Source organism: Desulfuromonas acetexigens (assembly GCF_900111775.1).
Lineage (GTDB): Bacteria > Desulfobacterota > Desulfuromonadia > Desulfuromonadales > Trichloromonadaceae > Trichloromonas > Trichloromonas acetexigens.
The window spans coordinates 274,266-300,617 of sequence record NZ_FOJJ01000023.1; the positions used below are offsets into that span (position 1 = coordinate 274,266).

Annotated in this window: 26 protein-coding genes; all 26 read right to left on the reverse strand. The window is 58.3% G+C overall.

All coding sequences use genetic code 11. The features are described 5' to 3' along the window. Nucleotides 1-3: 3 nt before the first annotated feature. Nucleotides 4-1,188: a dTDP-glucose 4,6-dehydratase gene (locus BQ4888_RS10245; protein WP_092056979.1), complete on the reverse strand. Its 1,185-nt coding sequence runs from the start codon at nucleotides 1,186-1,188 to the stop codon at nucleotides 4-6. A 188-nt stretch (nucleotides 1,189-1,376) separates the two neighbouring features. Beyond that, entirely contained in the window at nucleotides 1,377-1,568 is a 192-nt protein-coding gene (locus BQ4888_RS10250) for a hypothetical protein (protein WP_092056981.1), read from the reverse strand. Between the two features lie 41 nt (nucleotides 1,569-1,609). Next, nucleotides 1,610-2,926, reverse strand: coding sequence for a nucleotide sugar dehydrogenase (locus tag BQ4888_RS10255; RefSeq protein WP_092056982.1), 1,317 nt, complete (start codon nucleotides 2,924-2,926; stop codon nucleotides 1,610-1,612). A gap of 197 nt (nucleotides 2,927-3,123) precedes the next feature. Next, nucleotides 3,124-3,606 carry a hypothetical protein gene (locus BQ4888_RS10260; RefSeq protein WP_092056984.1) on the reverse strand — a complete coding sequence of 161 codons (483 nt, stop codon included), beginning with the start codon at nucleotides 3,604-3,606 and terminating at the stop codon, nucleotides 3,124-3,126. Next, complete coding sequence (locus BQ4888_RS10265; RefSeq protein ID WP_176374249.1) at nucleotides 3,603-3,908, reverse strand: nucleotidyltransferase domain-containing protein; 306 nt, start codon at nucleotides 3,906-3,908, stop codon at nucleotides 3,603-3,605. Before BQ4888_RS10265 ends, BQ4888_RS10260 begins: the two co-directional genes overlap by 4 nt. A 148-nt stretch (nucleotides 3,909-4,056) precedes the next feature. After that, on the reverse strand, nucleotides 4,057-4,671 hold the full coding sequence (gene gmhB / locus BQ4888_RS10270) for a D-glycero-beta-D-manno-heptose 1,7-bisphosphate 7-phosphatase (RefSeq protein ID WP_092056985.1): 615 nt from the start codon (nucleotides 4,669-4,671) through the stop codon (nucleotides 4,057-4,059). Between the two features lie 94 nt (nucleotides 4,672-4,765). Beyond that, nucleotides 4,766-6,238: a bifunctional D-glycero-beta-D-manno-heptose-7-phosphate kinase/D-glycero-beta-D-manno-heptose 1-phosphate adenylyltransferase HldE gene (gene hldE, locus BQ4888_RS10275; protein ID WP_092056987.1), complete on the reverse strand. Its 1,473-nt coding sequence runs from the start codon at nucleotides 6,236-6,238 to the stop codon at nucleotides 4,766-4,768. 79 nt (nucleotides 6,239-6,317) lie between these two features. After that, nucleotides 6,318-7,283, reverse strand: coding sequence for a GSU2086 family protein (locus BQ4888_RS10280; RefSeq protein ID WP_092056988.1), 966 nt, complete (start codon nucleotides 7,281-7,283; stop codon nucleotides 6,318-6,320). Between the two features lie 20 nt (nucleotides 7,284-7,303). Beyond that, the gene (locus BQ4888_RS10285) at nucleotides 7,304-7,978 is read right to left on the reverse strand and encodes a BUD32 family EKC/KEOPS complex subunit (RefSeq protein ID WP_092056990.1); all 675 of its coding nucleotides are present in this window, start codon (nucleotides 7,976-7,978) and stop codon (nucleotides 7,304-7,306) included. Next, nucleotides 7,975-9,171, reverse strand: a complete 1,197-nt coding sequence (locus tag BQ4888_RS10290) for a glycosyltransferase family 9 protein (protein ID WP_092056991.1) — start codon at nucleotides 9,169-9,171, stop codon at nucleotides 7,975-7,977. Before BQ4888_RS10290 ends, BQ4888_RS10285 begins: the two co-directional genes overlap by 4 nt. A gap of 237 nt (nucleotides 9,172-9,408) precedes the next feature. Further along, nucleotides 9,409-10,299, reverse strand: coding sequence for a glycosyltransferase family 2 protein (locus BQ4888_RS10295; protein WP_092056992.1), 891 nt, complete (start codon nucleotides 10,297-10,299; stop codon nucleotides 9,409-9,411). Next, nucleotides 10,292-10,882 (reverse strand): D-sedoheptulose-7-phosphate isomerase, encoded by a 591-nt coding sequence (locus BQ4888_RS10300; RefSeq protein WP_092056994.1) that lies wholly within the window; start codon nucleotides 10,880-10,882, stop codon nucleotides 10,292-10,294. Before BQ4888_RS10300 ends, BQ4888_RS10295 begins: the two co-directional genes overlap by 8 nt. Continuing rightward, nucleotides 10,863-12,431: an ArnT family glycosyltransferase gene (locus BQ4888_RS10305; RefSeq protein WP_092056996.1), complete on the reverse strand. Its 1,569-nt coding sequence runs from the start codon at nucleotides 12,429-12,431 to the stop codon at nucleotides 10,863-10,865. Before BQ4888_RS10305 ends, BQ4888_RS10300 begins: the two co-directional genes overlap by 20 nt. Then, complete coding sequence (locus tag BQ4888_RS10310; protein WP_170232818.1) at nucleotides 12,432-13,235, reverse strand: lipopolysaccharide kinase InaA family protein; 804 nt, start codon at nucleotides 13,233-13,235, stop codon at nucleotides 12,432-12,434. It abuts the gene before it with no gap. Beyond that, nucleotides 13,232-13,885, reverse strand: a complete 654-nt coding sequence (locus BQ4888_RS10315) for a lipopolysaccharide kinase InaA family protein (RefSeq protein ID WP_170232819.1) — start codon at nucleotides 13,883-13,885, stop codon at nucleotides 13,232-13,234. Before BQ4888_RS10315 ends, BQ4888_RS10310 begins: the two co-directional genes overlap by 4 nt. A 141-nt stretch (nucleotides 13,886-14,026) precedes the next feature. After that, on the reverse strand, nucleotides 14,027-14,917 hold the full coding sequence (locus BQ4888_RS10320; RefSeq protein WP_170232820.1) for a glycosyltransferase family 2 protein: 891 nt from the start codon (nucleotides 14,915-14,917) through the stop codon (nucleotides 14,027-14,029). A gap of 9 nt (nucleotides 14,918-14,926) precedes the next feature. After that, nucleotides 14,927-15,763, reverse strand: coding sequence for a lipopolysaccharide core heptose(I) kinase RfaP (gene rfaP, locus BQ4888_RS10325; protein ID WP_092057002.1), 837 nt, complete (start codon nucleotides 15,761-15,763; stop codon nucleotides 14,927-14,929). Continuing rightward, a complete protein-coding gene (locus BQ4888_RS10330) occupies nucleotides 15,760-16,887 on the reverse strand; it encodes a glycosyltransferase family 4 protein (RefSeq protein WP_092057005.1) in 1,128 nt (375 codons plus the stop codon). The genes rfaP and BQ4888_RS10330 overlap by 4 nt, the downstream gene beginning before the upstream one ends. After that, the gene (locus tag BQ4888_RS10335) at nucleotides 16,884-18,035 is read right to left on the reverse strand and encodes a glycosyltransferase (RefSeq protein ID WP_092057007.1); all 1,152 of its coding nucleotides are present in this window, start codon (nucleotides 18,033-18,035) and stop codon (nucleotides 16,884-16,886) included. Before BQ4888_RS10335 ends, BQ4888_RS10330 begins: the two co-directional genes overlap by 4 nt. Continuing rightward, entirely contained in the window at nucleotides 18,032-19,084 is a 1,053-nt protein-coding gene (gene waaC, locus BQ4888_RS10340; protein WP_092057009.1) for a lipopolysaccharide heptosyltransferase I, read from the reverse strand. Before waaC ends, BQ4888_RS10335 begins: the two co-directional genes overlap by 4 nt. After that, complete coding sequence (waaF, locus tag BQ4888_RS10345; RefSeq protein WP_276609549.1) at nucleotides 19,081-20,097, reverse strand: lipopolysaccharide heptosyltransferase II; 1,017 nt, start codon at nucleotides 20,095-20,097, stop codon at nucleotides 19,081-19,083. Before waaF ends, waaC begins: the two co-directional genes overlap by 4 nt. A gap of 126 nt (nucleotides 20,098-20,223) precedes the next feature. After that, nucleotides 20,224-21,465, reverse strand: a complete 1,242-nt coding sequence (gene lpxK, locus BQ4888_RS10355) for a tetraacyldisaccharide 4'-kinase (RefSeq protein ID WP_092057015.1) — start codon at nucleotides 21,463-21,465, stop codon at nucleotides 20,224-20,226. Nucleotides 21,466-21,469: 4 nt separating this feature from the next. Further along, nucleotides 21,470-22,759, reverse strand: a complete 1,290-nt coding sequence (locus BQ4888_RS10360; RefSeq protein ID WP_092057017.1) for a 3-deoxy-D-manno-octulosonic acid transferase — start codon at nucleotides 22,757-22,759, stop codon at nucleotides 21,470-21,472. Then, nucleotides 22,743-23,435 carry a lysophospholipid acyltransferase family protein gene (locus BQ4888_RS10365; RefSeq protein WP_240746325.1) on the reverse strand — a complete coding sequence of 231 codons (693 nt, stop codon included), beginning with the start codon at nucleotides 23,433-23,435 and terminating at the stop codon, nucleotides 22,743-22,745. Before BQ4888_RS10365 ends, BQ4888_RS10360 begins: the two co-directional genes overlap by 17 nt. Continuing rightward, nucleotides 23,432-25,177 (reverse strand): ABC transporter ATP-binding protein, encoded by a 1,746-nt coding sequence (locus BQ4888_RS10370; RefSeq protein WP_240746326.1) that lies wholly within the window; start codon nucleotides 25,175-25,177, stop codon nucleotides 23,432-23,434. Before BQ4888_RS10370 ends, BQ4888_RS10365 begins: the two co-directional genes overlap by 4 nt. After that, entirely contained in the window at nucleotides 25,174-26,352 is a 1,179-nt protein-coding gene (gene lpxB, locus BQ4888_RS10375) for a lipid-A-disaccharide synthase (RefSeq protein WP_092057019.1), read from the reverse strand. The genes BQ4888_RS10370 and lpxB overlap by 4 nt, the downstream gene beginning before the upstream one ends.

Consider the following 26,352-nt stretch of genomic DNA (forward strand, 5'->3'; position numbering starts at 1 on the left):
TCCCTACTCCCCAGAAACACCCAGTCGTTCCAACTGATAGGTGCCGTTAAGTACACGTTGCCACCATGCCTCATTATCTAAGTACCATTGCACCGTCTTACGCATACCACTTTCAAATGTTTCTTGCGGCTTCCAGCCTAGCTCATTTTCGATCTTTCCGGCATCAATGGCATAGCGCCGATCATGCCCGGGACGGTCTTTTACAAAGGCAATCAAATCCTTATATTGACCTGCCTGAGGTTTCAGCTCCTGCAGAATTTCGCAAAGGATATGAACTACCTGGAGATTCTGCTTTTCATTGTGCCCACCAATATTATAAGTCTCACCTATTTTACCTTCGGTCACAACTTTATAAAGAGCGCGGGCATGGTCTTCGACATAAAGCCAATCACGGATCTGATCACCCTTACCATACACAGGCAGGGGCTTACCCTGCAGAGCATTCAGAATGATATGAGGGATCAACTTTTCAGGAAAATGGTAAGGCCCGTAGTTGTTGGAACAGTTTGTAATCAGAGTCGGCAGTCCATAGGTTCTGCGCCAAGCGCGAACCAGATGATCGGAACTGGCCTTGCTGGCGGAATAAGGGGAACTCGGCGCATAAGGGGTCTGCTCGGTGAACAAAGGTAGGGAGTTGGGAGTAGGGAGTTGGGAGTCGGCTTTCCCACTTCCCACTTCCAACTTCCCACTCCCCACTCCTGATTTCCCACTTCCCACTTCCAACTTCCCACTCCCCATATCCCCACTCCCCAGATCCCCAGGGTGCGGCAGATCCCCGTAAACCTCATCGGTAGAGATATGATGGAAACGGAAGGCAGCCTTGCGGGATTCCTCCTGGCTCTGCCAATAGGACCGTGCCGCTTCGAGCAAGGTATAAGTACCGACAATATTGGTTTCGATGAAAGCGGCCGGACCGTCGATGGAACGGTCGACATGGCTTTCCGCCGCCAAGTGCATGACCGCGTCAGGCTGATGTTGGGCGAAAACCCGGTCGAGTTCGCTACCATCGCAGATATCGACCTGCTCAAAGGCGTAGCGTTCGCTGTCGCAGACGGTGGTCAGGGATTCCAGATTCCCCGCATAGGTCAGCTTATCGACATTGACGACGGAGTCGCCGGTATTCTGGATAATATGACGAATAACCGCCGAACCAATAAAGCCGGCACCTCCTGTTACAAGTAACTTCATATTCACCTCGAAAACGTGAAAAGCGATTCGCTAATTCCCCCGAGTGTTGGATCGTCTGAAACCATCAGTAGAACAGCACCAACAGCGAAAAATTTACATCGGAAAAACCAGACGGTTTTTACCTTTTTTAAAAGTCCATGTCTATTGGGGAAAACCCTTAATCCCACATGACCTGAAATTATTTTTTCCTAAGCGGCTACTCCCTTGGCGGAATCGCCTGCCAAATTCTTTGAGCCGTTCAGGTGTCCCTGGTCGAGCTTGTTGACCGATATCACAATTTTGGCATCGGCTTTTCTACTCATTGCGGCAAGCATGGAAAGTAATCGATCACATTTCCCGCGAATATCTTCCAGAAGAATTTCCAGATGTTCTTTTTGCATAACACCTCCATCCCCCCCGCGCCGGGAAATATTTCCCGATATCACAAGCTCCAGTAGATCAACCCGAGGCTATCCACCTCTTCTCGTCGCAGCATGGTCTTGACATCGATGACCACCCCCGAACCGTTACCGTTACCAGTCATTTGGACCAACCTAGCGGGGGTGATCGTATTGAATGCTTCGTGCGACACCGCCCAGACCACGGCGTCGACGGTGCCAACCTGCTCCATAGTGACCAACTCCAGGCCATATTCGTGACGGGTTTCTTCAGGGGAGGCGATGGGATCGTGCACCAGCACCTCGACGCCGTACTCCTGCAATTCCCGCACAATGTCGATGACTTTGCTGTTGCGGATATCGGGGACGTTTTCCTTGAAGGTCATGCCCAGCACCAGCACCCGGCTCCCCTTCACCGCCTTGTCCGCATGGATGAGCTTTTTAACGGTCGTTTCGGCGACGTACTTGCCCATGCCGTCGTTGATGCGCCGGCCGGCGAGAATCACCTGGGGATTGTAGCCGATCTCCTCGGCCTTGTAGGTCAGGTAGTAGGGGTCGACACCGATACAGTGGCCACCGACCAGACCCGGCGTAAACTTGAGAAAGTTCCACTTGGTGCCGGCCGCCGCCAGCACGTCCAGGGTCGGAATCCCCATCTTGTTGAAGATGATGGCCAGTTCGTTCATCAGGGCGATGTTCAGGTCGCGCTGGGTGTTCTCGATGACCTTGGCCGCCTCGGCGACCTTGATCGACGCCGCCCGATGTACCCCGGCGGTCACCACCATCTCATATACCCGCGCCACGGTTTCCAGGGTTTCGGCGTCCTGGCCGGAGACCACCTTGACGATCTTGTCCACCGTATGCACCTTGTCGCCGGGATTGATCCGCTCCGGCGAATAGCCGACCTTGAAATCGACGCCGCATTTCAGGCCCGATTCCTCTTCAAGCAGAGGAACGCACAGATCTTCGGTCACGCCGGGATAGACCGTCGACTCATAGACGACAATCGCGCCCTTGGCCAGATGACGGCCGATGGTCCGGGAGGCGGAAACGACCGGGGTCAGATCGGGCTTGTTGTGGTCGTCGATAGGGGTGGGAACGGTGACAATAAAAAAGGCCGCTTCCTTGAGTCGGACGGCATCGGTGGTGTAGTCGATGGTGGTGGAAGCGAGATCGGCGGCGGTAAGCTCGCCCGTTTCATCCACCCCTTTTTTGAGTTGCTCGATCTTCTTGGTGCTGATATCGAAGCCGATAACCGGTGCCTTACGGCCAAAGGCCGCCGCCAGCGGCAACCCGACATAGCCCAAGCCCACTAGGGCGATCTTGGCTTTACCCGATTGAATATCCTGTGCCGTAACCATCGATGGAAATCCTCCTGCCCAATTTACAGCGGCTCGTTTTTACCCGTTAAAGTCAAAACCTTTTTTGTCCACGGAAGACACGGAAAGCACGGAATTTCAGGATCACTTTCCGTGTCTTCCGTGTCTTCCGTGCACTGGGATTTTTTCGTCTTTATTTCCGCAACCCGTAGGATGCGATGACGCAAGGAATCGCATCGTCACTTTGTCCGGATTCGCTCCCGTGCCCAGTCTTCGAGTTGCCGATAAGCGGCCTCAAGGATCGGCACCTGTTCCAGCAAGCGTCGCAGGTTCGCCTTGACCCGTTCGGGCTGATCCGGATATTCATGGGCCGTCTGGTTGCGTAATTCGCGCAGCATTTGCCACTGCTGCGCCGAAGGGAGCATCCCCAACTTTTCCGCCCGGTTCAACTTGTCGAGAAAAGGCTCGTGCTCCTGCCATTCCTCCACCAGTTGCAAGGTCGCGGGCAGCAGACGGCTCCCGATGGCATCCTGCAGCTTGCCGAAACGGAAAAGCAGCTGATCGAGGGTGCGCACCTGGTCGTCGTTCAACTCCTGCGCATCACTGGTCCAATAGGAGAAGTCTTTCGCCTCGACCCAGGCCGAATGGAGACGCCGCTGATGCTGTTCACATTCCACCAGCGCCGGCTGCAGCTTGTAGGTGATCACTTCCTGCTTGTTCACAGCGGAACCCCTGTCTTTTCGGCCATCTGCTGAATCGGCGTCAAGGACTCCCCCGACCCCGCCGCGAACACGACATCGATGCGCTGCTCGCCCAGGCGCTCTTTTGCCTTGACCAGAAACTGCAGCTTGGCATCGAGCTGTTCGGCAAGGGGCCGAACGAATCCAGTCACATAGAGGTCGACATCCCCACCCCGCCGGGCATCATCCAGGCGAGAGCCGAAAAGAAAGAGCCGGACCTGCGGCCCAAAGACTTCCGCCGCCACCTCTTTAAGCACTTCGATTTCTCGGGGAGTCAGGCGCACAAAAAAACTCCGAGAAGAAAGAATCAAAATCTTTTTTTGTCCACGGAAGGCACGGAAAGCACGGAAGTTTTTAAGAGGCCTGTTAAATCTACAGGGATGAAGGGGATGGGGGGGATAAAATCAAAAAGCCTTATCCTGTTTATCCCTTTTATCCCTGTTCAACAGAGCTTACCGCTTTTCCAAGAATATAATCCGCCGCCGCAGGCAGATCGTCAACCACCGCTTCAGCCAAGGCTCCCGCCCCCGTGGCCAGTTCTTCCTCACCATAGCCGGTGCGCACCAGCAGTGACCGGCAGCCGGCCGCCCTACCCGCTTCGAGATCGGCGCGCTTGTCGCCGATCATCCACGAGGCCGCCAGGTCGATGCCGTGCTCAGCTGCCGCCTGCAACAACATCCCCGGCCGCCCCTTACGGCAGTCGCAGTCGACCTTGAACTCGCCCTTCCCTTTTTCGGGATGATGAGGACAGAGGTAGAAGGCGTCGATAGCGGTACCGATTTTCGTCAGTTCCCGCTGAATGTGCTGGTGCAAGCGATCCACGTCTTCACGAGAAAAATATCCCCGCGCCACTCCAGACTGGTTCGTCACCACGACTATCTTGTAGCCGGCCTCTTTGAGCCGGCGAATCGCCTCGGGCACGCCGGGAATGAAAGCGAAATCCTCGATTCGGTGAAGATAATTTTTCTCCTCGTTGATCGTCCCGTCACGGTCGAGGAAAACGGCCTTTTTTTCCGTGAGGGGTGAGGGGTGAAGGGTGAGGGGCATTTATTTTTCAAGCCTTTGCTGCAGGGAATTCATCAGACCGCCAATAAGGCCAAAAACTCCATCTATTTTTTCGAGAAGGGGGCTGCCTCACTCCTCACTCTCCCCCATACTGCCGCAGAATCTTCTCAACAATTCCCGTCGTCGACTTGCCGTCAACGAACTGGATCAATTCGACCCGGCCGCCGTAGCTCTCGACGATCTCCTTGCCGACCACCCCTTCCGGCGTGTAGTCGCCGCCTTTGACCAGAATATCCGGACGCAGCAGGCGGATCAGTTCGAGGGGGGTGTCTTCATCGAAGAGGACCACATGGTCGATGCAGTCGAGGGCGGCGAGGATGTGGGCGCGTTCGTCCTGGGAGATGAGCGGACGGTTTGGCCCTTTGAGGCGGCGAATGGAAGCATCGGAATTGAGACCAAGGACGAGCAGATCGCCGAGGCGGCGAGCCGCTTGCAGATATTTGACATGGCCGACGTGGAGCAGGTCGAAGCAGCCGTTGGTGAAGACGATGCGCTTGCCCCGCTGCCGCTCCCGTTCCAACAGCATCGCCAGCGCTTCCCGGTTCCTGATCTTGAGGTCGCTGTCGGCGTGGGCGGCGCCGGCAGCCTGGAGGATTTCCTCGGGGGAGACGGTCGAGGTGCCGACTTTGCCGACGACGACTCCGGCCGCCAGATTGGAGACCGTCGCCGCCTGTTCGAGGCTCAGTCCCGCCGCCAAGCCGACGCCGATTACCGAAAGCACGGTATCGCCGGCACCGGAAACGTCGAAGACCTCGCGGGCCTTGGTCGGCATATGCAGCTCGCGGCCGTCGCCCAAGAAGAGGCTCATCCCCTCCTCGCTGCGGGTCAGGACCAGGGCGTCGAGATTGAGCCTTTCGCGCAACGTCCGCCCCGCTTTAAGCAACGAGGCTTCGTCGACGATGGCGACACCGGAGGCCTTCTGCGCCTCCTTGCGATTGGGGGTGAGCAGGGTCGCCCCCCGGTATTTGCCGTAATCGTCCCCCTTGGGGTCGATGACGACGGGGATCCCCCGCTCCCGCCCGAGAGCGATCAGCTCGCGAAGCAGGAAGTCGGTCAAGACCCCCTTGAGATAGTCGGAGACGAGAATCACCTGAAAACGGTCGGCGACGGCACGGACGTGATCGAGCAGGCGTCGGGCCAGATTCTCACCGATGGGATCTTTGCTTTCCCGGTCGATACGCAACATCTGCTGATTGCCGGCCAGCACCCGGGTCTTGCGGCTGGTCACCCGCCCGGGATCGCTGAAGATGCCGTCGACGGCGATCCCTTGATCGGCGAGGAGCGAACGGAGCAGACGGCCGTCGCCATCCTCGCCCAAGACACTCACAACCCCGACCCGACAGCCCAAGGCTACCAGATTGTTGACCACGTTGCCGGCGCCGCCGAGACGCAGATCCTCGCGGGTCACGTCCACCACCTGCACCGGCGCCTCGGGAGAAATGCGCTCGGCCTTGCCCCACAGGTATTCATCGAGCATCAGGTCGCCGATGACCAGGGCGTTGATATGGTTCAAACGGGAGAGGAAATTTTCGATTTCGGAGCGGATCATAAAAGGAAAGCCCCCGGAGAAAAGCGCAAAACAAAAAAGGCTTTATACCATACCCGGAGGCTCGGTTGGAAGTTTTAATCTACCCTTTTCCGGCAAGACGATCGAGCACCGCCATGGCGAAGAGGGGGATGTTGATTTCGTGATGGCCGGTCAGGGTATAGCCCTTGCCGCCGCCGGAGGTGGGGCGTTTGACGACATTTTGCAGGGGGCGGTAATGCTGGGTCATGTCGAAGTTGGCAGTACTGAAATTGTCGACGTGATGGCCCAGGTTCTGGGCGATGGAGAGGGCCTTGAGAAAGACCTCGGGCAGCAGGACCGCCGAGCCGACATTGAGCCAGACCCCGCCGTCGCCGAGGTCGGCCACCACCGAGGTGAGCAGGCGAAAATCCCGGTAGCTCATCTCGCCGGTCACGGCGCCGTCCATTTTCGGATGCTGATGGATGATGTCGGTACCGATGGCAACATGAACGGTGACGGGGATGTCGTTTTCGACGCAGGCCGCCAGCAGGCTGTACTCCTTGAAGGGATGATTCGCCTCGATGATCCGCCGCCCGATCGCCTCGCCGAAGCCGTACCCCTTGGGCAGACCATCGGCCAAGGCCTGATTCATGCCGCCGCCGGTCTCCTCGGAAAAGCCGAAATCTCCCGAGTGCAAGACCGCGCCGACATCTTCCGAAGTGGCGCCGACCAAGGACACTTCGAAATCGTGGATCGTCGCCGAGCCGTTCATGGCGACGGCGGTAATCGCGCCGACCTCGATGAGCTTCTTGAGCACCGGTTGCAAACCGCATTTGATGACATGCCCGCCCATGGCCAGCACCACCGGCCGCCCCTTCTCCCGCGCCGCGACCACGGCATCGACCACCCCGCGCAAACTGTCGGCGCCGAGCAGGCGGGGAAGACCGGCGTAGAAATCGGCGAAACTCATACCCGCTTCGGGGACGCGGGCGAAATGGTCGCGGATATTGACCTTGTTGTCGCGGGTGGTAATGGAATAGGTGTGGATGCCGCCCAAGGCAATGCGTTCATATTTTTTTTGAGCCAAAACAGCCTCCTCGTCAAAACTCAGCGTTGTAAACCCTTGCTCAGCGTCCTTGCAGCCAAACGGCGAAAAAGCAGGCACTGCCAACCGCGAAGATCGGCGTCCTCCAGGTAGATTTCCAGAAAACGTGCAAGGCCAAAAGCTTTCAGGGCATGAACATCTTCCCGATAGCGGAGAAAATGCCGGAGATTTCGGGCGCGCGCACTGGCCCCCAAAGGGCGGCGCCGGATACGCATGTCGGCGATGTCGATCAGACCCGGTTCGTTCGAATCGGGCTGGATGATGACATTACCGAAATGAATCGAGCGGAAATAGATGCCGCGCCGATGCAGTTTGGCGAGAAATCGGGCGAAAGCTGCGAGAAAGTCATCCTGCCCTTCCCCCGTCCTCAGCGCCGAGCGCAAGGTTTCTCCGGGCAAGGGGCGATATGTCACCAGATGTCGGCGATTCTCGGGACAATAGGAGACGGAACAAACCTGCACCGTGGGAATGCCCAGACACGCTAGTTTTTCGGCGTTGCTCTGAAAACGCAGGGCATAGGGGCGGATGGCCGCGGTCGAGAGACGCTTCTTGGTACGAAAGATCTTGATGTAATGGCCATCGGGGGCAACCAGGACTTTCTCACCATAGGCGTCCCGTTCGATGACTTGGGATTGTTCGATCAGGGAATGATATGCGGATCTGGAGATAACTATCATTTCAAAGATTGCCAAACACTTCGAACCTGAGAAAACAATTCATCGACAGAAATGAGTTCAATACAAGGCACGGGCTTTCCAGCCTTTTGATCTTGCTTGGAAAGACAAGGCATTTTCCAGTTACAACCAAAACAATCCATCTTATGGCTGCATACAACAGGCAAACAACTGAGTCCATCGTCTTCTACCTGATAAGGCAGACACCGCCCATATTGGCCACCACCCAAAATACATATACTGGGCGTATTGACTGCGGCGGCCATATGGATAGCACCGGTATCATTTGCAACTAAAAAAGAAGCATTCTTAATCACCCAAGCCAAGTCATTTAATGTAGTTTTCCCGGCGAAATCGATATAAACACCTGGATTCTCATTGGTGAGTTCTTGGGCTAAAGACTCTTCACCAGGCCCACCACAAATGACAATAGGTAGATTGGTTAATTCATAGACCAATTCCGCCAATTTTCTAAATCTATCGACCGGCCATCTTTTATAGACACCACCGGCCCCAGGGAAGAATACACAATAAGCATCAGGCAGTAGAGTTGAACCATCAAAAGGATGTAAATAAGTAGAGATATCTGCAACTTTAGCCTTATAGTCAGTCACGCCAAGAGCTCGAATGAATTCTGCTTCACGTAGCAACATCATTAATGGTTTATCCGTAGCCGGCAATAAATCGGTATACCATTTATCAGAATGTTTTTTTTGAAACTTTTTTTTATGATTCAAATCACCAATTGAACCAATTCGTTGATTTGCTTTACTCGCCTTGACGAGATAATCTCCATGCAAAAACCTCACATGGGTCACCTGTAGAACAACGTCAAAATTTTTATCTATTACTTTTTTTACATAGTCATAACGGTAACAGGGATCATTAATGAACTTTCTGCAGTCAAATGGCCATATGTCATCCCAATAGGGGAACTGTAGAGCAAAAGAAGACCAACTTTTATCCGCCACAAGGACAATTTTTTGATTACTATATAGTGCACGATATTCTTTAGCTTGATCTAGCCACATGATAAAATCGCCTATTACATCAAGACGGATTATCATGACACCTTTTTTTTGTTTTTTTGATTTAGAATTAAATGCTGCAAGAAAATCTACAAGTAAACCAGAAACTTTTTTCCCTGCGAATATTCTTGAAAGAAAAAAAGCAATTTTTAAAAATAAATATTTCATAAAAGATTATTTTCTCAACTTTCGCAGCATTATGACAAGCCACAAATGCCTGAAATAAAAATGAACTTTCAAAATATATGGTTTGAAAGTAGCGTTACTCGTCGCAACAGGTCCGGTATCTTGGCCTTGAATATCATAGGTAGTTTTCGGTTTTTAGTAGCCTCAGTCCCTCCAGGCTTAAGATAGCTCCACTTATTTTTAGTCGTCATGAATGTAACCCCAGACTCCGTTTTATTTTCACTTGATATTCAGCAAGTACCAAACAAGACGCGGATCGCGCCAAACGAAATTCCAAGCACCCCGGAACACTTCTTTTTCCTGGGCTGTTCCATGCCCCTGATGTAAATAACGCCCAAGTGACAAATAGTGACGACGAAGGCAGTGGCTTATCAGCGTTCGATATGAGTAAAGACTGGGATCTTTAGCAAACTTATCAAAGCAGCGCACCTTCTCGGCGCGAATATGCCGGGTGACCCGTGAAGTGTTTGTTTCGTGATCTCGTCGAAAAAAAACCGGTTCATCAAGAAAACCGACTTTCCCTTTCTGACAAAGGCGGACCGGCATTTCCAAGTCTTCGTAGTACCTGAAGGTTTCACAATCAAACCCGCCGATTTCCTTGAGAGTCGAGGTCAGAAACATGCCAGTGGCAAAGACCGGCAAAGTCCCTCGCAGAAGATCGGGGATAGGGTCTTTCTGGTCGAATAAGCGGCGTCGTTTCTCATCGAGAAAGCGGTCTGAGGTTTCTCTTTCGTCCCAGACCATATAGCCGTCGGCAAAAACGGCGACACAGTCTTGGTGGTTATTGAGAAAGGTCGCTCTTTTTTCAAGGCTGTCGACCGGCAGATAATCGTCGGATGCCAATTCGCAGAAATATTGACCCTTGGCCAGTTCCAACCCCTGATTCAGAGTCTGGATCAGTCCTCGGTTTTCACGACGCAGATACGTAAATCCGCCCCGTTCCTCCCAAAACGTCTGAATCAGTTCGGCGCTGCCGTCGCTGGAGCCATCATCGATGACGATCAGGTCGACCTGCGACCAGGTTTGGGCGAGAACGCTCTCGATCGCCTGCAGGACATATCGGTGATGGTTATAGGACGGTATGACAACTGAAACTGTTTGATTAGACATTTAGCGTTCCCGCAGGAAAAAGTCGTTTCTCGATCTGGTCGCAGAGAATATGAATAATGGCGGCATGGGCTTCCTGAACGAAAGGGGTCCCCGAAACCCGTACCGTCAGATTGACCTCCACCTCTCCCCCAATCGCGCCGCCGTCCTTGCCGAGCAGACCGACGGTGCGCGCCCCGATCTCATGGGCGGTGCGCAGCGCTTTGAGCACGTTGGGTGAATTGCCGCTGGTGGAGATGCCGACAACCACATCCCCCGGTTTTGCCAGAGCGGCTACCTGCCGATTGAATACTTCGTCGAAGCCGTAATCGTTGCCCACCGCCGTCAGAATGGAGGTGTCGGTGCTCAGGGCGATGGCCGGCAGAGCCTTGCGTTCGAGCAGAAAACGACCCACCAGTTCGGCGGCGAAGTGCTGCGCATCGGCCGCCGAGCCGCCGTTTCCCATGATGAGAATCTTGTTGCCGTTTTGCAGCGCCTCGGCCATGACCGTGCAACAATAATCGATCGTTTCCGAAAGCTCCTCGGCGGCCTGTTCCAGAGCTCTGACCGAATTGGCAAAATGTCCCTTAATTTCCTGAAGACGCATCCTGTTTCCTAAAAATAATGGTTTCATATCGCTTATCGGTGAATTTTTTCACCTGAACGAAATTCTCGATGTGCAAATCAGCGGGTTCCGCATCGCGGTCTCGGAGGACGCTGATGAGTTGTGCGTCTACCTGCCCCGCCACCCGAGCAAGATGATTCGGCTCAACGTTCATGGATTCAATAAAAGTCATTCCTCGGCCGGCATAAAAGGGTACTTCCCGGCCGTTGGAAACAATCGCTCCCATATTAATTTGCGGATGCGCGGCCAACCATTGTCCCGCCTCTTTGGCTGAAATCAGTTGTCGCTTGACCTCGGTCGCGGCCTCAACGCCGGGCACGGTAAAGAGAACGGACACCAACAACAGTGGAGCAAATCGCGGTAAGCGATTTATGCCATTCAACCTACCCAAAATACGCTCGATTCCATATCCCACCCAGGGGAGCAGGAGAAAAACCGGGACGTAAACATAACGGGTTTCAATAAAACCTTGGTGCAGAAGATAAAGACACAAAATCAGAAGATAGGCTATCGCCAACCAGAGAACTAGGGCATGGGGACTTCGATATGTGCGAAACAACACCAATCCCACCAGGCAGGCCGCGAAGAAAGCAGGATAGAGTACTTTTTTCACATTGGCCATAAGCCCGATGAAGTAAATCAGCCGGATGTTTTCCCAAGCGATCTCGGCAAAATCGTTATCGACCGCCCCCATGGGGATGACTTTTTCCATCTTTCGGAGTTCCTCTTGAACCCGTGGATCGTACCCGAGAACGCCTTTGTTCAGCGGCATTTTCATCATAGAAACAATCAACCCCAACCGGTTGAAGCTCAGCAACTGATCAGAGAAAGCCCACCCGGCTACTGCGATTGTCAATAAAGATAAAAGCAAGAAAACCCCGACCTGCTTAATAAAGCGTGTACGCCATCTCCGTCGAGAGACTGCTTGACCGAAAAGGAAAAAAACAAGAAGGAATGGTAAAAAAAATGCTTCGATGCGAAAGAGAAAAGCAAGGAATGTAAATACCAGGGAGAGAAAAAAAACGCGGATGTCTTCTTCCGTAACCGCCCGCAAGGCGAACAGGAGCGCCCAGGCGAACATGCAGAGGAAACCTGGATCACGCATGACATAAACGGAAAACTCGTTGAGCGAGGGGGCCACCACGAAGGCCAGCGTCGTCCAGAACGCGACCCGAGGGATGAATAACCGTTCGGTCATCAGAAACAGGGGGATGACCGTCGAGACGGAAAAGAGCAACGAAAGCATCCTTCCGGCGACAACCAGATCCAGCCCGAGCAACCCGAGACCGGCGATGAGCAACGGGTAGATAAACAAACTACCATTTATGGCCAGCCCCTGTTGCCACTCGCCCCGCAGAAATGCCTCAGCCTGGGCGATATAGACAGGGCCATCCGGAGTGATGACCGGAGACTGCACCCAGATGCCGATCTTGATGACCAAGGAGAGCCCAAGCAGTAGCCACAGCATGCGGCGCCCATCGAGACAATTCAACCAATCGTTGGATTCGAGGGAAGTGGTCGCGAGAAACATTCAGGCTCCGACAAAACCGCCGGCGCTCTGCCAGCGTTCGATGAACAATTGTTTCAGGTCGCCACCGGTCGGTTCCAGCCGGTCGAGATCCCGCAGAAAATGACCGATATCCCGCCGGGCCCGCCGGGGATCGGGTTTGGCCAAAACTCGGGCGCAGTCAAAATCGACCAGGGTGAAGGCAAAACCCTCCTCTTCGCGGCGTACCAGCAAATTGTCCCAGTTAGTGTCGCCATGGATGCCGGCGGCGCGATGCAGAGTTCCCAGCATCGTCGCGGCCTGAGTCACCAGCAGGCGCTTCTCCGAGGTCGATAGCGCTACCCAGAAGATCGTCAACGGCTGCCACCCTTGCAGATATTCGGAGAGCAGGTAGGAACGGCCGAGAAAACGCCAGCTCCGCTCTTCGAGACAGACCAGAGGTTCGGGCACGGCGATCCCTCGCGCCCGGAAATTCCAGGCCGCCAGCCAGGTCCGCAGGGCCCGGGAACGTTTGAAAACGTGGCGAAAACTGTAAACCCAGCCGCGCCGGTCGTAGCGTTTCAGGACATAGGTGTTACCGGCGATCTCGACCCGGGCGATGCGACAGCTGTTGCCGCGCCCCGCCAATAGCTCGCCTTCTTCGAGAAACCTGTCGGGATCGGGGAGCAACTCGGCACACAACTCTTCAGCCTGGGCAGTTCGCCGGCGATACGTGCAAAACCCATGGCTGCGGTCGACGATAAAATGTGCACCATTGCGCAGCGACTCCCTCGCCAACCGGTTACAACGCCGGATCGCCACACCATCGAATGCTACGAGTCCGCTCATTCCAACCCCGCCCGTTCCCGCCATATCTCCTCGAAAAGTGTTTTCAATCGAGGATCGCTTTCATGCGCTTCCAAGTCCCGCAGGAATCTTCCGATGTCCTCCCGAGCTTTTCGCGCCGAGACGCGTCGTAAAACACGGCTGCCATCCAAATCCACCAACTTTGGCTGCCAAGTTGCCGCTTCACACCGAATCAGAATGTTGTACCACTTGAGATCCCCATGCAGGGCGGCAAAGCGATGCATGTGCCCCAGTTGCTCGGCCAGGCACCTCAAGAGAGAAGGCTTTTCTTCCACCGTCAGGGTTGGCCAAAGCTCCATCAAGGAGGAAGCCCCCTCGACAAACCCGGTCAACAGGTAGGAACGGCCGAGCAGGCGAAATTTGCGCTCTTCCAGACAAAGCAAAGGGTCCTGAATGGGAATACCCCGCCGGAGAAACTCCAGATGCACCCGCCAGGTCCGTACCGCCCGCGACTGGCGGAGCAGATTCCCTAAACGGTAACCCCAGCCTCGACAATTATAGCGCTTGAGAAAATATGGCAGCCCCGCCAGCTCAACACGCACCGAATGGTTACGCGATCCCTCTTTAAAAACCTCGCCCCCGGCAATAACCTGATCGGGGTCGGGCAGCAAACCGTCAAGCAGATCGGTCACCGATCGGTTGTTTCGCTGGAACACCCGAAACGGTCCATGAATTTCACAAACCTCTGGTGCCGGTTCCAGAATAATTTTCAAACTCTTCCCCAAAGATCCCGTCATGAAAAAAACATCGCTTCTCGGGTACCGGGCATCGCCTTATCCTTTGAAATAGCTTCGTACATATTTAGTCAGATAGGGCCACTCCTTCAACAACCTGGGGGCAAGCCGCAAAGCCCGGTGGTACCACTGACGTGCCTCGTCATAGCGCCCGGCGAGATACAGGGAGCGAAAGACCGAGAGAGCGTTACGTCCCTCGAATTCCCCACGCAAGGCCAGAAACCGGGGGGGCAGGAGGGCCTCGTCGAAGAGGATATCGGTCAATGCCGAACCTGCTTGCAGGATCAGGTCGATATTATTACGCAGGCTGTCATCGTGCTTGAAAACCTCAAGGACCGGCTCGGGAAAGGACCGGCAGTCGAACAGGGCCAGAGTCTGGGCGAATACGGGGAGATCCTCGCTGTTGCGCAAGCTTTCCGGATAGCGGATGACCTCGAAGACGTCTCGGGAAACCAGTGTCGCCCCGTTGGAGATCCCGAATTCGCGGCGGATATAGGCGGTAAAATTGGCCAGGCGGTCGTCGGTCAGGACGGCGGGAGCATGCCGGCGGACCTTGCCGTCGGGATGCCGGGATTGATGGCCTCCGCAGACCATCCCCCAGCGGTTTTCTTGTGTCCAGAAACGAAAACGTTCCAAGGCATCCGGCAGCAGGCGGTCGTCGGCGTCGAGAAAAATCAGAAAAGCCCCCCGCGACTCCTCGACTCCGCGATTGCGGGCCTTGGCCGGACCGCCGTTGTCTTGACGCAAATAGCGCACCCGCCCCGGGTGCAGTTGCTGATAACGGGCGGCGACGGTGGGGGTGTCGTCCGTGGACCCGTCATCGACGACAATGATTTCGAAATCGTCGCCGGACTGAGCCAGCACCGAGTCGATGGCCCGGGGCAGATAGGCCTCATAATTGTAGGCCGGTATCACAACGGAAAAGAGCATCGCCATTCCTTAACCCGGGCTCCCCAGCCCCTTCGGTAACCTGGGTGGGCGTTTGAAGTCCCGCTGGTAGAGGCGCACGGCGCGGCGCACCACCCGGGACCAGAACGGGGATTCTTCTGAAAAGATCTCCCGCAAGCTGCGCTGCCGGTAGTGTCGCAGAAAACGATAAACATCCCGAGAGGTCAGGCCGATATCCAGACTTGAGAAGAAGAGTCCGGCCAAATCCTTGATCACCCAACGCATTGGCGTGCGGCGGCGAATCTGCACCCGATGCAAATCGATTACGTGGAGTCTGGGCGATACCCTACCCTGCCCGGCTCTGCCGCTGGTTTGCTCCAGCAGAAAATGGCAGAGGTAAAAATCCCGATGGTTGACCCCGTTTTCATGGAGGGTCCGGGCAATTTCCGCGACCTTGGCAATCAGCGCCCGCTTGAAACCCGGTGCGGGAGGGACGCTCCGCCAATTCCGGCTGAGGTCTTCCAGGCTGATGGTGTTGACCAGTTCGTCGGTGATCACAAAGGATTCCCGCTGGGCCGGATTACCCCCCCGCTCCCCATAGGCGGCGAGAGTCATGGTCGCGACCCCCAGCGCCTCGAACCGCTGAATGGCCCGCCACTCTTGACCGGCGCCCAGAACCGGTTGGCGCAAGCGCCAAAGGTTCTTGAAAATTTCACGCCAGCCGACACCGAAATGCAGCTTAGCGAAATAGCTCCGTTCGCCAACGCAAAACCGCAGCGTCCGGCGTCCGGCCAACTCACGGAAGACTTCACCCTGCAGATCGAGTATGCGGTCGAAGGCGTCCTCCCCGGGAAAGAGCGCCCGCATGTCGTCACGCAGCCAGATCATGCCCCCCTCCGGTCAGCCACCGCTTCGATGATCTCCGCGGCCCGTTCCGGCAGGCTGTAAAGATCGGTGCGGGTCGCGAAATCCAGGGCATTTTCCCGCCAGCGGGGGAGTTCGCCGGAAGTGAGAAGGTCCAGAAGCAGTGCGTTCATCGTCGTCTGATCGAAGGGCATGGGGACCAGCCTGCCGGCATCGGCATCCTCGACATAGTGGGCATAACCGCAGTTGGCGGTGGCCAGAACCGGCAGCCCGGAAGCCAGGGCCTCGACGATGGCAGTGCCGGTATTCTCGTAATAGGACGGTTGCATAAGCAGATCGGAGCCGAGCAGGAAGTCGGGCACGTCGTCGCGCCCCCCATAGAGATGCACCCGTTCTGCGACCCCCAGTTGTCGGGCCAGGCGCAGGAAGGGAGCGCCCTTCCCTTTGCCGACCACCAGCAGCCGGGTCGTTACGCGCAAGGCCTCGGGGAGAGCGGCCAAGGCACGGATGGACCGATCGAGCCCCTTGGTCTGATAGCCTGAACCGACCATCAGCAGCAGCCGTTCGTCGGAGGCAAAGTTCCGTTCCTGGCGAAAACGCTTCCGCCGCTCCTCGGCGTCGGGCGGCGCCATGCGGTCGCGGGAGATCCCCGGCGGCAGAAAGTGGAAGCGCGCCTCGTCAGTGCCGTAATGGCGGATGAAATTCGGCTTTTCGACCTCGGAAATCAGAAGGATTTCAGTGCGCGCCCGGACATCGAAGACCGCCTTCTCCAGGGCGGCGTACGTTCGATAACGGCCGCTCAGCCGGTACAGAGGGCCGCGTTGTTCCGCTCTGGCTGCGAAACAGGGATCGGCGGCGAAATAAATATCCAGCCCCGGCAATTTATTGAAGCCGACCACGGCAGCGTAGGCTCCAACGGCTAGCCGTTCGGAGAGTTTCCGGGCAAAAGCCCGCGCCCGTCCATGGTTGGTCAGACCTGTGGTTTGCAGAAGATGCAGGTTGAGGCCCTCGGGGACCTCGCCTTCCCAAGCCATGGTATAGACGTCGACCTGGTGGCCCCGCTCCCGACAGGCTTGGGCGATACGCAGAAAATCCCGCTGCAGCCCACCGAAGGGGAAATATCTGAAGAGACAGAAGGCCAGCCTCATCGAGTTGTCCCCGGATTACGTCTCAGCCAGTCTTCATAGGCCTCCTGGTAGACCTGTTCGTAACCGGCGATCATGCGTTCAGCGGAAAATGTGGTCAATGCTCGCCGCCGGCCAGCTTCACCACGCATGTGTAATTCCCTGTTGGAAAGACGAGCCAGTCGTAGCATGGCTTCAGCCATCCCGCGACTGTCATCGGGATCGACCAGCTGCGCGAAATCCTCATCCTCGACAACTTCGGGAATGCCGCCGACGGCTGAAGCCACCACGGGGAGGCCACAGGCCATGGCCTCCAGAAGCGCCAGAGGTAACCCTTCCCGCAGGGAAGGCAAAAGAAAGGCATCAAGAGACTTCAAAACCTTTGGGATATCCTGACGCCAACCGAGAAAACGTACATGCCGGGCAATCCCCAGAGACTCACACTGAGCCGCCAGTTCCTCCCGCAATTCGCCATCTCCGACGACAAGCAAAAAACTGTTCGGAAGTTCGTGCGTCACGCGCTGAAAAGCGTGAAGCATCGTCGTATGATTTTTCACCGGAGAAAGACGCCCGACGGTGCCGAACCAAAAACCGTCCGACATCTCGGGAAGCAGCTGCCGACGGGCCTCTTCCCGTGCAAGAGGCACCAGGAAACGATCATAATTCAAGCCATTTTGTACTGTCACCACTTTGTCAGCAGACACCCCCCAGTTGGAACGGCGAATATCCTCAGAAACCCCTCTGGATATGGCAATGACGCGATGCAATGAGCGATAAAGAAACCAATTCAGCAATTTCCGACGAATAGAACTGGCTGTCCCCAACCCATGCAGAGTGGAAACGACCGCGGGTTTATTCCCGGCCATGCCCGCGGCAATCACCCCGAGGGGAGTGGTGCGGTGCTGCTGGCAGTTCACCACATGGATGTCGTTCTTGTCCATGAGTCTTTTCAGACGCCAGAGCAGGGACAGGTTATGCAATCGCAAACTTTTCGGTTTAAAACCCAGATAGAGCGTCTTGATGCCGGCTGCAGGAAGGCTGTTGCGACCATCGTCTTCGCCGCTCAGATAACAGACAACGGTGCGAAACCGGGCCGGATCGAGATTCACCTGCTGGTTGAGCAGAGGGTAATCCCCCCGGTATTTATGGATCAGATGCAGGACATTGATCATGGGTCGGAACTCAAAGCCGGACAAAGAGTCGCCATGGCGTCAAGCACCTGCTCGACAGTGATCCTCGCGCCGCATTCATTATCGCGCTCGCAGGTTTTTTTGAGGCAGGGGGAACAGGGCAGATCGACTTGCAGGCGGATGTGCTTCTCGCCGCGTGGGCCGTTGCGTTTGGCGTCGGTGACGCGGTAGATGGAAACGGTCGGGGTGTCGACGGCCGCGGCGATATGCACGGGGCCGGTATCGGCGCCGACGACCAGATCGACCCGGCTCAACAGGGCGACCAGTTCCTTGAGGCTGCCACGGGGCCAGATCACCGCCTGCCCTTCGCTGGCCGCGAAAATCGCCCGGGCCGCCGTCTCTTCCTCGGCGTTCCCCCAGGTCAGAATCGGCCGGAGACCCTTTTCAGCCAACAAGGCGACCAGTTGCTCCCAGGAGTCCTGCGGCCAGAGCTTGGTTTTCCAGGTGGTGCCGTAATGCAGCACGACCAGCGGATTCCCAGTCAGACCCTCTTCCGTCAGCAGCGCCTCGATCTTCGCCAGGGCTTGCGCATCGACGGGGAGCGGCCCGGCCAGGGGGGCGGCATTGCCGCCGGGAAGACCGGCCCGGGCCAGGGCCAGGGCGCGGGCGCCGACGTGATGGTCGGCGGCGGTCAGGGGAACGCGGCGGTTGCTGGCGAGGAGATTGGGCCACTCGCGCACCCCGTCCCGGTCAAAACCGACCCGCAGCGGCGCGCCGGAAAGGAGGGTAAAGAGGCCGCTCTTGCTGTTGCCTTGCAGGTCGAGAACGAGATCGTAGCGCTCCCGGCGCAAGGTGCGGATCACTCCCAGGGTGCCGACAACGGCCTGCTTCCAGCCTTGCCGCCGCCAGGATTTCATCTCCAGCGCATGCACCCGGCGAATCAGGGGATGCCCCTCCAGCAGCGGGGCGAAGGATTTTTCCACCAGCCAGTCGATTTCCACAGCGGGATCGGCGCTCTTGAGGTAGGCCAGAACCGGCAGGGCATGGACCACATCGCCGAGGGCACTGATCTTGACGATAAGCACCTTCATCCCTTCAGCAACTCCTCGGCGGCGGCGAGCACGTCAGCCACCTCGATCGCTTCCATGCAACGGTGGTCGGTGGGACACTGACGCAACAAGCAGGGGGCGCAATCGACCGGCTTGCACACGATGCGCGACCGCTCGGACAGAGGCGAAGTGGTGGTGTGATCAGTGGGACCGAAGACCGCCACCAGCGGCACGCCGAAAGCGGCGGCGACATGCATCGGCCCGGAATCGTTGGTGATCATCAGCCGACAGCGGGAGAGCAAGGCCATCATCTCCCGTACCTGGGTCTGGCCGATGAGATTCAGGGGCTGGTGCGTCATCGCCTGCGCGATGTCGCGGCCAATCTCGATCTCGCCGGGGCCGCCGGTGAGCAGCACTCGCAAGCCGTGGGTCTCGGCCAGCCGGTCGGCGACCTCGGCGAAGCGTTGCGGTATCCAGCGTTTGGCCGAACCGTAGGCGGCACCGGGATTGACGGCGAGCCATTGGCCCCCGCCGAGCCGCGCCTCGGCCTCGGCAATTTCCTCGGCGGTGCAGGCCAGCTGCAGGGGGCCGGTCTCGCCCACGATCCCCACGCCGCTGAGCATACGCAGGTAATAGTCGGTGTGATGCAGGCGTTTTTCTGCCGCGCCGACGGGAACACCGTGGCTAAGGAGCAGTCCCCGGCCGTCACTGCGATAGCCGGCGCGACGGGGAATCCCGGCCAGGGTGGCGAGAATCGCCGCCTCGACGGCATTCTGCAGGAGGATAGCGAGATCGAAGCGCTCGCGCCGTAGTTCGCCGACGAACTTGAAAAATCCCCCCGGACCCTGATGGGCCCCTTTGCGGTCGTAGACCAACACCCGGTCGCAATCGGGATGATGGCTGAAGAGCTGCGCCACCAGCGGATTGGCCGCCACCACGATCTCGGCATCGGGAAAGTAGCGACGGACCACACCCATCGCCGGAGTGGTCATGACCGCATCGCCGATCCAGTTGGTGGAACGGAGCAGAATCCGTTTTATTTCAAGTCGGTTCAAAGGTTTCAAAAAATCCTCGCAGCACTCCCTACTCCCTACTCCCTACTCCCTACTCCCTACTCCCTACTCCCTACTCCCTACTCCCTACTCCCTACTCCCTACTCCCTACTCCCTACTCCCTACTCCCTACTCCTCACCGATTTTAGTCGCCTCATCGATGAGCATCACCGGGATGTCATCGCGGATCGGGTAGGCCAGACGGCAGGCGTTGCAGACCAGCGCCTGCTGGTCGTCACGCAGCCGCACCGGCCCTTTGCATTGGGGGCAGGCGAGGATATCGAGCAGTTCCTGTTTAATCGGCATGGTTCTCTCCTTGGCCGTCAAGCGGTCGAGATGGGCGGTCAACAGCTCGGGGCGATCAAAAGTCAATTCCAGCGGCACCTGGCAGCAGGGGACGGTAAAGTCGGCGGCGCGCAACTTGACCGCGTCCTTTTCCGTGGTCAGCAGAAGATCGCCACCAGCGGCATTAATACTGGCCAGTTCCGCCCGATTGTACGTCACATGGTCGGGAAAAGCCAAGGTTTCACTCACGGTCAACCCCTTACCCCGGAGATCGCTGAAAAACGCCTCTGGATCAGCGATGCCGGCGAAGGCGACCAGCCGTTTCCCCTGCAGGGAATCGAAGGAAAGGGATTTACCGTCCAGGGCCGTCACCCGGTCGGCAAGGCGATGGCGACTGGTCAGGACCGGCCCCGGAAGATCCGGGGGAACGGTCTCCTCATCGGCCCGGGTCAGAATGAAGAGGTCGCCGCGCGCGAGCGCCTCGGGGAACTCCCGCAGCAGTCCGGCCGGCAGAACCCGACCGTTGCCCAAGGGACGTTTCGCGTCGAGCAGGACGATATCAAGATCGCGCCTAACCGCCAGATGCTGAAAGCCGTCATCGAGGATAATCAAATCGGCGCCGAGTTCCAAGATGGCCGTCCACACCCCTTGCGCGCGCCGGGGGGCGGCGACCACGATCAGTTGCGGATTGCGCCGGGCGAGGAGCACCGGCTCGTCACCGGCGACCTCGGGGGAAAGGCGGAGTTGCCGCCCATCGCTGACCACGGCGACATCACTGGCGCCACGACCGCCGTAGCCGCGACTGACCACCGCCACCCGCCGTCCCCGCCCCTGGCAGTAACGGGCGACCCAGTCGACGGTCGGGGTTTTGCCGGTCCCGCCGACGGCGAGATTGCCGATGGAAATGACCGGGACGGGAAAATTGTGGGACCGTAAAAGGCCGCGCTGATACAACGCGACCCGTACCTGCCCTACCCGGCCGTAAAGCTCACTGAAGGGGGAAAGGACTCGATAGAGCAGATGCTGCGCCTGGGTGCGCGGCCCCTCCGTCCATACCGGTCGATACCACTGGAAAAGGGACGGCATCGGCTCAGCGCACCAGACGGTCGATGACCGCGATGGTTTTATCCGTGGCACCGGCGTTGCGTTCGAGCAGCCCGGCCCCGGACCGGCCCATGGCCGTGCGCCGCGCCGCGTCCCCGAGCAGTTGCCGCATCGCGCCCAGCAGCTCCAGTCGGTCGTTGACCATCAGCCCCGCCCCCTCATTCAGCAGCAGGCTTGAGATCTCCTTGAAGTTATGCATGTAACTTCCGAAAACAACGGGCTTTTCAACAAGTGAAGCTTCGAGAACGTTGTGCCCACCGACCGGCACCAGGCTACCGCCGACGAAAACCAGGTCGGCCAAAGCGTAAAAGGTGAGCATCTCGCCCAGGGTGTCGACCAGCAGGATCTCGCCGGGAGAAAAGGGGCTTTGCCTCTCCTCCAGGGCACTGCGCAGACCGACATCGATCCCCTGGCCGGCGAGCATCTCCCGGACGGGGCGACAACGCTCGGGATGGCGGGGAACCAGTATCAGAAAGAGCGATTCGCCCGCAGCGACCAGATCCCGATAGACGGCGGTGACGATCTCTTCCTCACCGGCGTGGGTACTGCCGGCGACCCAGATGACAGCCCCTTCGGGGAGACGAAAAGCGCCCCGCAACCGCTCCCGCTCGGCACTGTCGACGGGATGGACCTGCATGTCGAACTTGAGATTGCCGGTGACCGAAACCCGTTCCGACCGGGCGCCCATGGCGACGATCCGCTCCCCGTCGAGTTCGGTCTGCATGCAAAAGGCGTCGATCTGGTCGAGGATCGGCGCGATAAGTTTGCGGGCGAGGCGGTAGCGGGGAAAGGAGCGGTCGGAAATCCGTCCGTTCACCAGAATCACCGGAATTCCCGCTCGGCTGGCGCCGTGGATGAAGTTGGGCCAGATTTCCGTTTCGACGATAATGACGGCATCGGGGCGCACCTGACGCAGCACCCGCTGGACCACCCAGGAAAGGTCAAAGGGGAAGAAGAGACAGAGATCGACTTCGCGCAGATCCCGGGCGATCTGATGGCCGGTTTCGGTGACGTTGGAAAGAACGAGCAGATGCTCGGGATAAAGGCTCTTGAGCCGCTTCAGCAGGGGGACCGCCGCCCGCGTCTCGCCGACGGAGACGGCATGCACCCAGAGCACCTTGCGCCCGGCAACCTGGGCGAGCTGCCCCGCCGTATAGAAGCCGAGGCGCTCGCGGATGCCGCGCCGCACCTTGCCCTGGCGCCAACCCCGGAAGAGGTAGTAGGGAATCAGAACCGCCGCCGAAGCCAGCAGCACCAGGTCATACAGCAGATACACCGTATTCCTCCAGACGGGCTCGGGCCCGGCGATGGTTGTCCTCCAGCGCCGCCTGCAGACGCAGGCGGAACGCCTCGGGCTCCTCCCCTTTTTCGAAAAGCAGGGCCGGGCCGAAAGCAAAGACCCCGCGACCGAAGGGATAAGGGAGCAGAAACCGGTCCCAGGAAGCGAAGCGATGGCCGGAACTGGCAACAAAGGCCATGGGAACGACCGGCCGTCCGGAGATCCGCGCCAGCTGCACCACCCCTTCTTTGACCTGATGGCGGGGGCCTTTCGGGCCATCCGGGGTAAAGACCAGATCAAAGGGCTGCCGGGCCAACTCCACCAGTTCGCGAAAGGCCTGGCGGCCGCCGCGATTGGAGGAGCCCCGCACCGCTCCCTGACCGAACTGCTCCATGGTCCGGGCGATGAGCTCGCCATCCTTGGAGGCGCTGATGAGAATCCGCGCGCCGGGCCCGCGATAGCCCTCGACCATGAGCAGCAACTGGTCGTGCCAGAAGGCGAGAATCACCGCTTCCCCTTTGTCCCAGTAGGCCCGGGGATGTTCCTCGCCAACGAAGTCGATGCGCAGGCTGCGGCGTAACAAGCGGATGACGACGGCGGCGAGCCGGGGCGCGACGTTGAGCAACAGCCCGTCGAGGGCGGGCTTCAGATATTTTTCGCGCAGGGCGGTCAAGGCTCGGGCTGCTCCTGAAACTGCATGTCGTAAAGTCGTTTGTAAAGTCCGCCCTGACGCAGCAGTTCGGCGTGGGTGCCGACCTGCTGAATCTCGCCGTCGGCCATGACCACGATTTTGTCGGCATGCATGACCGTGGACAGACGGTGGGCGATGACGAAGGTCGTGCGATTCTCCATCAGGTTGAGCAACGCCTTCTGCACCATGGCTTCGCTCTCCGTATCGAGGGCGCTGGTCGCCTCGTCGAGAATCAGAATCGGCGCATCCTTGAGCAGGGCGCGAGCGATGCAGATCCGCTGCCGTTGCCCGCCGGAAAGGCGCGCCCCGCGATCGCCGATCTCCGTCCGGTAACCGTCGGGGGCCTGGCCGATAAAGTCCTCGGCAAAGGCCATGCGGGAGGCATAGGCAACTTCCGCATCGGTCGCCTCCGGCCGACCGTAGCGGATATTTTCAGCGATGGAACGATTGAAAAGGAAGGTCTCCTGATCGACATAGGCGATATTCGCCTTGAGGGACTTCTGCGACAGCCGTCGCAGATCGATCCCATCGATGAGAATCCGCCCCGCGCGGGGGTCGTAGAAACGGGCCAAAAGCCCGACCAGGGTCGATTTGCCCGCGCCGCTCGGGCCGACGATGGCGACCACCTCGCCGGGGGAAGCGGTGACGGAAAAGTCCTTCAGGACCGGCTCGTCGCCGTAGGCAAAATCGACATGGTCGAAGACGACCTCGCCCCGGGCCCGGCCCAGATCGACGGCATCGGGAGCATCCTTGATCTCGACCTTTTCATCGAGGACGTCGAAGACCCGTTCCGCCGCGCCGACCGCCCGCTGCACGTTATTGTTGATCTTGGTGAGCTTTTTCAGAGGGCCGTACATCATGCCGATGGCCGCGACAAAAGAGAGCAATTCCCCCTGGCTCGTTTCCCCGGAAAGGACGCGGTGCAGCCCGTACCAGACGACGGCGGCGACGCCGAAAGCGGCGAGGATCTCGATCATCGGTGCCGAGGCTGAATCGTATTTCAAAGCCTTACGCATGAAATGGTAGAAGCGGAGATTTTCATCGTAGAAACGTTTTTCTTCGACCTTTTCGCTGCCAAAAGCCTTGATCACCTTAACCCCGGAAAAACTCTCCTGCAAGACCCCGGTGAGATTACCCATGGCCCCCTGGCTCTTGCGGGTATTGTCCTTGATCCGCCGACCGATGACGGTCGCGGGGACGACGGAGAGGGGGAGCACGGAGAAGGCGAGAAGCGCCAGCCGCCAGTCCTGATAGAAGGCCAGGGCGGTCAGGCCGATGAGGGTCGAGCCTTCGCGGACGATTTCCACCAGCACATCGGCGGCGGAACGCTGCAGAATCCCCACATCGTTGAGCACGCAGGACATCAGCGAGCCGGTAGAGGAGCGCGAGTAAAAGCCGAGGGACAACGAAAGTGAATGCTGGTAAAGGTCGTTACGAATATCCTGCACCACCAACAGGCCGGCGGTCTTGATGTAATATTCCTGCACATAGCGGGATCCCCCCTTGATCACCGCGAGACCGATGACGATAAAGGGGGCGAGGTTGACCAGGGCGTAGTCCCGGGCGCCAATCACCTGATCGATGAAGGGCTCCACCAGCTTGGCCAGGGCGACATCCGAACCGGCGACGCCGAGGGAAGCGACCATGGCCAGGGCGATGCGCCAGACGTAGGGCCGGGAATAGCGCAGCAGCCGGCGATAAGAGTGGTACTGTCGTTCTTTCACTTGACGCGCCCCCGGCGAACAATCCCGCGACTCATCTCCGATGCCATCAGCGCCACCCGGCCGGAACAACCCGGCTCCCCCATTTTTTCCCGCACCCGGGAGAGTTGCTCGCGCATGCGCGCGGCATAATCCCCGTCCCTGAGCAGGCGCAGCAGTTCGGCACTCAGGTTTTCCGGCGAGGCCTCATGCTGGATGAACTCCCGCGCCACGCTCTCGCCGGCAACGATGTTGACCAGCCCGATGAAGGGCACCTTGACCAGCCGTCGACCGATGGCATAGGTCAGCGGCGCCATTTTGTAGAGGATGGCCAAAGGCGTACCGACCAAGGCGACCTGCAAGGTCACGGTGCCGGAGACACAGAGGACCGCATCACAGGCGTTGGCCACGTCGTAGATGCTCTCTTCGACCAGGGTCACGGGCAGGGCCGAGCCCGAGAGGCGCTCGGCGATGAGGGGCCGTCCCAGGGAGGGGGCGACCGGCAAAAGAAAACGGGCTCCCGGTTCCTCGCGCAGCACCGCCGCGGCCGTTGCCAGGATGGTTTCCAGGTTGTAGCGCAGCTCGTTGCGGCGGCTGCCGGGAAAAAGTCCAAGCACCGGCCCCTCCCCGATCAGCCCATGCTCGGCGCGAAACGTTTCCCGCCCCTGCCGGACCTGGGCCTCGTCCAAGAGCGGATTGCCGACATATTCGACCTCAATATCCAACCCCCGGTAGTAGTCCGGTTCGAAGGGAAGGATCGACGCCAGGCGGTCGACCAGCCGCGCGATCTTCTTCACCCGCCCTCGCCGCCAGGCCCAGACCTGCGGGCTGACGTAATAGAGGACGGGAATCCCCACCCGTTTCGCTTCGCGGGCCAGGCGCAGGTTGAAATCGGGGAAGTCGATGCAGATCAGCACATCGGGGCGATCGGCACCGTGCAGAACCCCCTTGAGGCGCTGAAAGGCCCGATAGATCACCGGGAAATGCCCGATCACCTCGACCAGACCCATTACCGAGATGCTGTCGCCGGGGATCAGGATCTCGCACCCCGCCGCCTGCATCCGCGAGCCGCCAACCCCGAAAAAGGTCAGATCCGGATCGATGGCGGCCGCCGCCCGGATGAGGTTGGCGCCGTGCAGATCGCCCGAAGCCTCGCCGGTGACGATCAGGGCTTTGCGTTTTTTATCACCGAAATACAC

Excerpts from the sequence above, each read along its gene's own strand:
- BQ4888_RS10245 (WP_092056979.1), bottom strand. The coding sequence starts at position 1,188 with ATGAAGTTACTTGTAACAGGAGGTGCCGGCTTTATTGGTTCGGCGGTT.
- BQ4888_RS10250 (WP_092056981.1), bottom strand. The coding sequence starts at position 1,568 with ATGCAAAAAGAACATCTGGAAATTCTTCTGGAAGATATTCGCGGGAAA.
- BQ4888_RS10255 (WP_092056982.1), bottom strand. The coding sequence starts at position 2,926 with ATGGTTACGGCACAGGATATTCAATCGGGTAAAGCCAAGATCGCCCTA.
- gmhB (WP_092056985.1), bottom strand. The coding sequence starts at position 4,671 with ATGCCCCTCACCCTTCACCCCTCACCCCTCACGGAAAAAAAGGCCGTT.
- hldE (WP_092056987.1), bottom strand. The coding sequence starts at position 6,238 with ATGATCCGCTCCGAAATCGAAAATTTCCTCTCCCGTTTGAACCATATC.
- BQ4888_RS10285 (WP_092056990.1), bottom strand. The coding sequence starts at position 7,978 with ATGATAGTTATCTCCAGATCCGCATATCATTCCCTGATCGAACAATCC.
- BQ4888_RS10290 (WP_092056991.1), bottom strand. The coding sequence starts at position 9,171 with ATGAAATATTTATTTTTAAAAATTGCTTTTTTTCTTTCAAGAATATTC.
- BQ4888_RS10295 (WP_092056992.1), bottom strand. The coding sequence starts at position 10,299 with ATGTCTAATCAAACAGTTTCAGTTGTCATACCGTCCTATAACCATCAC.
- BQ4888_RS10300 (WP_092056994.1), bottom strand. The coding sequence starts at position 10,882 with ATGCGTCTTCAGGAAATTAAGGGACATTTTGCCAATTCGGTCAGAGCT.
- BQ4888_RS10305 (WP_092056996.1), bottom strand. The coding sequence starts at position 12,431 with ATGTTTCTCGCGACCACTTCCCTCGAATCCAACGATTGGTTGAATTGT.
- BQ4888_RS10310 (WP_170232818.1), bottom strand. The coding sequence starts at position 13,235 with ATGAGCGGACTCGTAGCATTCGATGGTGTGGCGATCCGGCGTTGTAAC.
- BQ4888_RS10320 (WP_170232820.1), bottom strand. The coding sequence starts at position 14,917 with ATGCTCTTTTCCGTTGTGATACCGGCCTACAATTATGAGGCCTATCTG.
- rfaP (WP_092057002.1), bottom strand. The coding sequence starts at position 15,763 with ATGATCTGGCTGCGTGACGACATGCGGGCGCTCTTTCCCGGGGAGGAC.
- BQ4888_RS10330 (WP_092057005.1), bottom strand. The coding sequence starts at position 16,887 with ATGAGGCTGGCCTTCTGTCTCTTCAGATATTTCCCCTTCGGTGGGCTG.
- BQ4888_RS10335 (WP_092057007.1), bottom strand. The coding sequence starts at position 18,035 with ATGATCAATGTCCTGCATCTGATCCATAAATACCGGGGGGATTACCCT.
- waaC (WP_092057009.1), bottom strand. The coding sequence starts at position 19,084 with ATGAAGGTGCTTATCGTCAAGATCAGTGCCCTCGGCGATGTGGTCCAT.
- lpxK (WP_092057015.1), bottom strand. The coding sequence starts at position 21,465 with ATGCCGTCCCTTTTCCAGTGGTATCGACCGGTATGGACGGAGGGGCCG.